Genomic DNA, 7,471 nt, shown 5'->3' on the forward strand with positions numbered 1-7,471 from the left:
CGTCGGCGGTGCGTCCGGCCCGCGCGGCGCCGGCTGACGCACCCGCCCCCGGGGAAACCCGAGGATGCAAGCAACGTGTCAACTTGCCGCGAAGGCGGTGCGTTATGGAACCAGTGCGTCAGGTTTTGTCGCGACGGAACGGCGAAAGCCGGCCGCGCGGCCTGGGGCTCCGATGCGAATGCCTCGCATCTCTAATTACCGGTACGTTTGATTTTTTCTCCGCTAAAGGAAGAACAATGAAGAAGACGCTCGCTTCGATCATCGCCGCAGCATTCGCTCTCGCATCGGTTTCGGCATTCGCACAGGCGTCCGCGCCGGCAGCCGACACGCCGGCCGCCGCTTCGGCACCGGCCAAGAAGGATCACAGCAAGCCGAAGCACCAGCTGAAGCACCACGGTTCGAAGAAGGGCCAGGCGAAGGCTGCAGCCGCATCGGCCGCCGGCACCAACGACGCAGGCACGCAGAACTAAGCGGCTCGCCGCCACGGCCGGCGTTGCCGGTCATCGGTCGGTCAACCCCGCATGCTCCGGCATGCGGGGTTTTGTTTTTTCAGGTGCCGGATTCGTCGGGTCCGCCTGCTCCGTCGCGCCGGACGGGCGATGGCGTGCGCATCGCGTCGACCACCGCGCGCATGTGCCGCCAGTGCGAACCTTCCCAGAACACGCGCCGGCACACGTCGCATGCGGCAAAGCGCCGGTGGCGCAGCCGGACGCCGGCCGGCACGCGCGGCGCGGCGGCGGCCGCGTCGAGCGGATGCAGCGGCGCGTTGCAGCGCAGGCACAGCCGGAACGGCCGCATGTGCGGCGCGAGATCGAGCCGCTCGAACAGTTCGCGCAACTGGTCGGCCGGCTGCAGCGCATGCAGGTAGCAGCCGCGCACGACCGCGCGCCGCTTGAGCAGCTCGCGGTCGCGCGTCAGCACGATCCGCTGCTCCCGCTCGGCCAGCGCCGCGAGTTCGTCGTCGCGGTAGTGGTTGTCGTAGCAGGTGTCGAAGCCGGCGAGGCGCAGCAGTTGCGCGAGGCCGCCGAGATGCGCGTCGGCGACGAAGCGCCATGCCGCCGGTGGCGGCCCGGTTGCACCGTTGGCCGCTGGCCCGGCGCGTTCGGGCAAGACTTCGACACGGTCGCCGTCGTCGAGCGGCCGGTCGAGTGCGGCCGGCGCGTCGTTCACGTACAGCCGGCCGATTTCGGTATGCGGGACGCCGAGCGCCTCGATCGCATGCTTCACCGTCGCATCGCGGGCGCACGCGTGTGCGAACGCCCGGTCGCGCTGCTGACGCGCGAGAAAGGCGTTCAGTTCGCCGTGAAAGCGGAAGGTCGCGGTCGCCATCCGAGCAGTATCGCACCGCACCCGGCCGGCGGCAGACGCTGCAGAGCGCCGGCATCTGTGTTTAACTCGCCGCTTCACGAAGCGAAGGAGCGGGGCATGGATCTCGGGTTTATCGGGCTGGGCGAAATGGGGCAGGCGATCGCGACGAACCTGCTGAAGGCGGGCCACACGGTGCGGGTCTGGAACCGGTCGCGCGAGCGGGCCGAGCCGCTGACGGCATTCGGCGCGCAGATCGTCGACACGCCGGCCGACGCGTTTCGCGGCGACGCCGTGTTCTCGATGCTCGGCGACGATGCGGCCGCGCGCGCGGTGTTCGACGATGCGCTGCTGGCCCAGGCGCCGCGCGGGCTGATCCACGTGAACATGGCGACGGTGTCGGTCGCGCTCGCCGAATCGCTCGCGCACGCGCATGCGTCGCGCGGCATCGACTACGTCGCCGCGCCGGTGATGGGGCGGCCCGACGTCGCGGCCGCCGCGCGCCTGACGATCATGGCGGGCGGCCCGGCCGAGGCGATCGACCGCGTGCAGCCGCTGTTCGACGCGATCGGCCAGAAGACCTGGCGCTTCGGCTCGCTGCCGCAGCACGCGAACGTCGCGAAGATCGCCGCGAACTTCACGCTCGGGTCGGCGATCGAGACGCTCGGCGAGGCGTCCGCGCTGCTCGGCGCGCACGGCGTCGCGATGCGCGATTTCCTCGACGTGATCACCAGCAGCGTGTTTCCGGGGCCCGTCTACGAAGGCTACGGCGCGATGATCGCCGAGCGGCGCTACGAGCCCGCGCGCTTCAAGGCGCGGCTCGGGCTGAAGGACGTCCGGCTCGCGCTGGAGGCCGGCGACGCGACGTCGGTGCCGCTGCCGGTGGCGAGCGTCGTGCGCGACAGCCTGCTCGACGCGCTCGCGCACGGCGGCGGCGACCAGGATTTCGCGGTGCTCGGCGAGGTCGCGCTGCGCCGCGCCGGCCGCTGACACGCGACAGAAGCGCGACAGAAGCGCGACCCGCACGGCATAATCGGCGGTTCGTTTCCCCCTACATTTGAGGCAGAGGCAGTCATGAACTTGCATACGTGGTGGCTTTTCGTGGCGACGGTGTTCGTCGTGTCGGCGATTCCGGGCCCGAACATGCTGCTCGTGATGACGCACGGCGCGCGGCACGGGCTGCGGCGCTCGTCCGCGACGATGGCCGGTTGCCTGAGCGCGCTGGTGCTGATGCTCGCGGTGTCCGCGGCGGGGCTCGGCGCGGTGCTCGAGGCATGGCCGGCGATGTTCAATACGTTGCGCTTCGCGGGCGCGGCCTACCTGGTCTATCTCGGCGTGAAGGCGTGGCGCGCCCGCGTGGACGACGCGCCGGCGGCCGACGTCGACGCCGTGTCGCAAGGCGCATCGGCCTCGCGCGCGGTGTTGTTCCGCAATGGCTTCCTGGTCGCGGGCAGCAACCCGAAGGCGATCCTGTTCGCGGCCGCGCTGCTGCCGCAGTTCATCAACGCGGCCGAGCCGACGCTGCCGCAGTTCGGCATCCTCGTCGTCACGTTCGCGGTGATCGAGGTGAGCTGGTATCTCGTGTACGCGTCGTTCGGCACGCGCATCGGCGCCACGCTGAAGAGCCAGAGCGTCGCGAAGGTGTTCAACCGTCTGACGGGCGGGCTGTTCGTCGGCTTCGGCGCGATGATGGCGCTGGTTCGTCACTGATTCCCGGCCGACACCGGCGTACCGAACGCCCCGTCCCTCGCGAGAGGGCGGGGCGTTCGGCTTTTTGGCGCCGATTCATCGTCGCTTCACCGCCGCTGGCATCACGCGCGCTCATGCCTGCTCATGCCCGCTCATGTTTGCTCACGCACCCGGCCGATCCCACGCCGCCGCGCCGGACCCGTGTCCGGCCATCAGCCCGAACACGGCCGCCGCACCGGCGAACGCGAACCCGGCACCACACACTGCGCTCCAGCCGCCCCAGGCCCATGCACTGCCCGCGAGCGCCGCACCCAGCGCGCCGCCGACGAAGAACAGCCCGACGAATAGCCCGTTCAGGCGTCCGCGCGCGGCCGGATTCAGCAGGTTGATCGCGCGGCGGCCGATCGTCTGGTCGACGATGACGCCCGCATCGAGCAGCGCCGCGCCGCCGGCCAGCAGCGCGAGCGCGACGCCGCGATGCGCATGTGCATCGAAGCCGAACCAGCCGGCGCCGGCGACGCCGAGCACGACGAGCGCCGCGAGCATCGTGCCGTGCGCGAGCCGTTGCGCGGCCGGGCCGCGGCCGCGGTCGCCCGCGCGGCCGGCGAGCGGCGTGACGATCGCGCCGCTCGCGCCGGCGAACGCGAACAGCGCAATGCCGTGCAGGTCGAGCGCGAACGGCGGTTGCGCGAGCCGCAGCCCGACGGCGGTCCAGAACGCGCTGAACGCGGCCATCGCGAGCGCGGCCGACAGCGCATGCCGGCGCAGCACCGGCTCGTCGGCGAGCAGGCGTCCCATCGACGCGAGCAACGCGCGGTAGCTGGCGGTGATCGACGGCGTGCGCGCCGGCAGGCGCAGCGCGAGCACGACAGCGATCGCCGCGTCCGCGAGCGCAGCCAGCAGATAGAACGCCCGCCAGCCGGCCGAGCCCGCGATCAGGCTCGCGAGCGGCCGCGACAGCAGGATGCCGAGCATCAGCCCGCTCATCACGTTGCCGACCGCGCGGCCGCGCTGCGCTTCGGGCGCCATCGACGCGGCCATCGGCACCAGCATCTGGATCACGCTCGACGCGGCGCCGGCGATCAGCGTCGCGAGCAGGAACACGGTGCCCGACTGCGTGAAGGCGGGCAGCGCGAGCGCGGCCGCGCAGACGGCGAGCGTCGCGACGATCAGGCGGCGGTTCTCGAGCAGGTCGACCAGCGGCACGAGCAACGCGAGCCCGGCCGCGTAGCCGAGCTGCGGCAGCATCGCGACGAGGCCGGCGAGGCCGGGCGGCAGGTGCAGGTCCGCGCTGATCGGGCCGGTCAGCGGCTGCGCGGCGAACAGGTCCATCACGATCACGCCGACCGTCGCGGCGAAGAACAGCGTCATGCCCGTGCTCAGTGCGGGCGGCGCGGCGACGGCGGGCGAAACGGGGGCGGAGCAACGGTTGGCAGGGCAGTTCATCGGAAGCCTGGGGTGGAAATCGAAGGAACTCCCATCGTAGGTGCCTGATGTTTATGCGACAATTGAAATATGTCTAACATGATTATGCGAGTTTGTTTTGAATACGCGTGATCTCCAGGCGTTCGTCGCGGTCGTCGACAGCGGGTCGATGGTCGCCGCGGCCGCGAAGCTCCACCTGACGCAGCCGGGCCTGACGCGGCGCGTGCAGAACCTCGAAACCTTGCTCGGCGTGCCGCTGCTCGAACGGCAGAGCAAGCCGCTGAAGCCGACCGCGGCCGGACGCGACGTCTACGCGCTCGCGCGCAACGTGCTCGGTGCCGTCGACGAATTGATGGCAGCGGGCGCGCCGGACAGCGAGCCGTCGGGCGAGCTGCGCATCGGCGTGCCGCCATTCCTGTCGGAACTTGCGCTGGAGCGGCCGATCGACCGGCTGCGCGACGCGTTTCCGCGCCTCACGCTGCGCGTGACGGCCGGCTGGTCGCCGGCCCTGGTGCAGGGCATCGAGCGCGGCGCGCTCGACGTCGCGACCGTGATGGTGCCGGCGAGCGCGGCGCTGCCGGACGCGTTGACGGCGACGCTGCTCGCCACGCAGCCGACGGTGCTCGTCGCCGCGCGCGATTTCCCGCTGCCGGACGGCCCGCTGTCGCTCGATACGCTGTCCGGTTATCCGTGGGTGCTGAGCCAGGACGGCTGCGGAATGCGTTCGGCGCTGAGCCGCGCGCTCGGCGCGGCCGGGCTGCCGTTCGACGTCGCGGTCGAGGCATTCGGCTCGGAGTTGCAGTTGTCGCTCGTCGCGCGCGGCGCCGGCATCGGCATCGCGCCGCCGAACGCGCTGGCGCGCAGCGCGCATCGCGAGGCGCTGCGGGTGGTGGAAACGGCGGGGCTGGAAACGCGGATCAACGTGTGGCTCGTGCACGGCACGTTGCCGGGCCGGCTGGTGCGGCCCGTCGCGCTGCTGCGCGATGCGCTGGGCGAGGTGCTCGAGCGGGAGAATGGAAAGGGGTCAGGTGCCGTCACGGCGAACTAGAGGCCGCATTCGAGGGAAAATCCTTATTTTCTCTACGGAAATGTTGCATTGCGGAAACCGATTCGCTATGATTGGAACTGTCTCCTCCATGTCTCCTCTGATATGGATTCAGCCCGCCACTTAGGCGGGCTTTTTTTTGCCTGCGATTTTGTCGCGGCCATCCATTCGCCGGCTTCTTGCCGCGCTCAGAACTTGTACGTCATCCCAACGTAGCTGATGATCGGGTCCGCCTTCAGGTCCGATTTCGACTCGGCGAGCACCGAGCCGTCCGCCGCCTTGATCGTCACCGTCGACGTCGTCTTCAGCGGGATGTAGGTCACCGACGCGATCAGCCCGAAGTGTTCCGTCAGGTTGTACTGCAGGCCCGCGTTGAACACCGGCTGCCACGACGACGACGCCTTCGCTTCCACCGAGGTCGTCCCGGGCTTGCCCGCGCCCGCCGCGAGGATCGCGCCGAGGTTGTCCTGCGTCTGCTTGATGAAGTTCGTGTTGAGCTGCAGGTCGCTGAACCAGTTGTACGACACGCCGAGGCCGAGGAACGGCCGGAACTTCGCGGTGGCCTGCCCGAAGTAGTACTGCAGGATCACCGCCGGGCTCCACTGCCGCACGCTCTTCACGATCGGGTTGACCGACCCCAGCCCGATGTTCTGCGTGCCGAGCGCGCCGGCCGGGCCCGGCGGCTTGATCGTGCCCTGGCCCGACACCTTGAACACCGGCGGCACGCCGGCCACCGACGTCACCGCGATATGGTCGGTCAGGAAGTGGCTGACCGTCAGGCCGACGGTGTCGGCGCCGCTCGTGTGCAGCCCGGTGCCCGCCGACGTGAACGACGGCGGCAGCCGCAGCGGCGTGTTGATCGGCGTCGGCGCGACGTTGGTCGTCATCGGCGTGCTGCTCTGCTGCGGCATGATGTGGAACCAGCCCAGCGTGACGACGTTGCTGCCGGCGCTCTGCGCGTGCGCCGCGAGCGGCGCCACGGCGGCGGCGCCGGCCGCCGCGCAGAGAAGGGTTTTCTTCATCACGGCTTTCCCCTCCGCTTACTGGACGAATGCGCCGATCGTGAAATACGGCGTCGATCCGGCGTTGTCGAGGAAACCGAACACGCCCCCCGAGAAGATGAACTTGCCGGTCGGCGACGTGCTGCCCGAACCCGTGTGGATCGTCGTGACCGTGCCCGGCACCTTCTGCGTGTAGTCGAGGTCGAGCGCGGTCGCGAGCGACGCCTGCGACGGCTGGAACGGATCGAGCAGCGTGGCCTGCTTGTCGATCAGCGCGGTGGTCCGGTAATCGAACTGGCTGTCGACGCCGATGTACTCGCCGTTCTGCGAGCCGGCCGCGACGGCCGTCTGCGGCGCGAGGATCGAGATGCTCGATTCGTCGTCGGCGGTCAGGCCCGGCACGCCGTTGCTGTCCGGCGTCGGGTTCGGATTCGCGACCCCCGTGCGCACGAGGATCGGCACGAGCTGGTTACGCAGCTTGCCGACGATCATGAAGCCCTTGCCCTGCGGCGTGGCCGACAGCGTCGGCTTCAACTGGCTCGCGTAGTTGTTCGACTGGAACGCGCCGCTGCCGTCGGCCGACTGCACGAAATTCGTGCCCTGCTGCGCGCACGCGCCGCCGGCGAACTGGCCGGTCGTGTCGCACTTGGTCCAGGTGCCGTCCGCGTTGATCGTCACCTTCGCGTCGATCGATGCCGGCCCGAATTTCTGCGACGGTACTTCGCCGAAGCCGATGTGACTGTACGTGCCCGCGACCTTCGTGATGTCGGTTTCGATCGACGAGAAGCCGATGAACGGGTAGTACGGGAATTTCGTGTCGGGCACCGCGGCCTGACCGAGCACGCCGTCGAACTGGATCTCCTTGCCGGGAATCGTGCCGCCGGCAACGCCGAAGCCGACGAAGATGCGTGCCGGACGCGACGCGTCGAGGCTCGCGCCGTTCAGGCGGAATGCGCACTGGTTCAGCTTGTTGGTCGGCAGCAGCGTTTCCTGCGTGAGCGTGCCG

Annotated in this window: 8 protein-coding genes; 4 read left to right on the plus strand and 4 right to left on the minus strand. The window is 69.9% G+C overall.

Annotation, left to right across the window (positions count from 1 at the left end; genetic code table 11):
* Nucleotides 1-236 precede the first annotated feature (236 nt).
* A complete protein-coding gene (locus tag H3O04_RS32455) occupies nt 237-470 on the plus strand; it encodes a hypothetical protein (protein ID WP_023477920.1) in 234 nt (77 codons plus the stop codon).
* Nucleotides 471-549: 79 nt separating this feature from the next.
* On the opposite strand, the gene H3O04_RS32460 is transcribed toward H3O04_RS32455, so the two are convergent.
* Nucleotides 550-1,329, minus strand: a complete 780-nt coding sequence (locus tag H3O04_RS32460; RefSeq protein WP_202589242.1) for a Mut7-C RNAse domain-containing protein — start codon at nt 1,327-1,329, stop codon at nt 550-552.
* 96 nt (nt 1,330-1,425) lie between these two features.
* Here H3O04_RS32460 and H3O04_RS32465 point away from each other — a divergent pair, with 96 nt between their 5' ends.
* Together H3O04_RS32465 and H3O04_RS32470 are read left to right on the plus strand one after the other, a co-directional pair.
* A complete protein-coding gene (locus H3O04_RS32465) occupies nt 1,426-2,295 on the plus strand; it encodes an NAD(P)-binding domain-containing protein (protein ID WP_202589243.1) in 870 nt (289 codons plus the stop codon).
* An 84-nt stretch (nt 2,296-2,379) separates the two neighbouring features.
* Entirely contained in the window at nt 2,380-3,015 is a 636-nt protein-coding gene (locus H3O04_RS32470; RefSeq protein WP_023477918.1) for a LysE family translocator, read from the plus strand.
* Between the two features lie 141 nt (nt 3,016-3,156).
* Here the strand turns inward: H3O04_RS32470 and H3O04_RS32475 are convergent, their stop codons facing one another.
* Nucleotides 3,157-4,440: an MFS transporter gene (locus H3O04_RS32475; protein ID WP_202589244.1), complete on the minus strand. Its 1,284-nt coding sequence runs from the start codon at nt 4,438-4,440 to the stop codon at nt 3,157-3,159.
* 97 nt (nt 4,441-4,537) lie between these two features.
* Between H3O04_RS32475 and H3O04_RS32480 the strand changes: the two genes are divergently transcribed.
* Nucleotides 4,538-5,467: a LysR family transcriptional regulator gene (locus H3O04_RS32480; protein WP_069232074.1), complete on the plus strand. Its 930-nt coding sequence runs from the start codon at nt 4,538-4,540 to the stop codon at nt 5,465-5,467.
* 185 nt (nt 5,468-5,652) lie between these two features.
* Here H3O04_RS32480 and H3O04_RS32485 read toward each other — a convergent pair whose 3' ends face one another.
* Both H3O04_RS32485 and H3O04_RS32490 read right to left on the minus strand, forming a co-directional pair.
* Nucleotides 5,653-6,486, minus strand: a complete 834-nt coding sequence (locus H3O04_RS32485) for an OmpW/AlkL family protein (protein WP_012327741.1) — start codon at nt 6,484-6,486, stop codon at nt 5,653-5,655.
* Nucleotides 6,487-6,504: 18 nt separating this feature from the next.
* Nucleotides 6,505-7,471 (minus strand): DUF2957 domain-containing protein (locus H3O04_RS32490; protein ID WP_202589245.1); only part of this gene is annotated, 967 nt, incomplete at its 5' end.

This window comes from Burkholderia sp. KCJ3K979 (genome assembly GCF_016759955.1).
In the GTDB taxonomy this organism is placed as follows: Bacteria; Pseudomonadota; Gammaproteobacteria; order Burkholderiales; family Burkholderiaceae; genus Burkholderia; species Burkholderia orbicola.

Coding starts and splice junctions, on each gene's coding strand:
- H3O04_RS32475 (WP_202589244.1), bottom strand. CDS start 4,440: ATGAACTGCCCTGCCAACCGTTGCTCCGCCCCCGTTTCGCCCGCCGTC.
- H3O04_RS32465 (WP_202589243.1), top strand. CDS start 1,426: ATGGATCTCGGGTTTATCGGGCTGGGCGAAATGGGGCAGGCGATCGCG.
- H3O04_RS32455 (WP_023477920.1), top strand. CDS start 237: ATGAAGAAGACGCTCGCTTCGATCATCGCCGCAGCATTCGCTCTCGCA.
- H3O04_RS32460 (WP_202589242.1), bottom strand. CDS start 1,329: ATGGCGACCGCGACCTTCCGCTTTCACGGCGAACTGAACGCCTTTCTC.
- H3O04_RS32485 (WP_012327741.1), bottom strand. CDS start 6,486: ATGAAGAAAACCCTTCTCTGCGCGGCGGCCGGCGCCGCCGCCGTGGCG.
- H3O04_RS32470 (WP_023477918.1), top strand. CDS start 2,380: ATGAACTTGCATACGTGGTGGCTTTTCGTGGCGACGGTGTTCGTCGTG.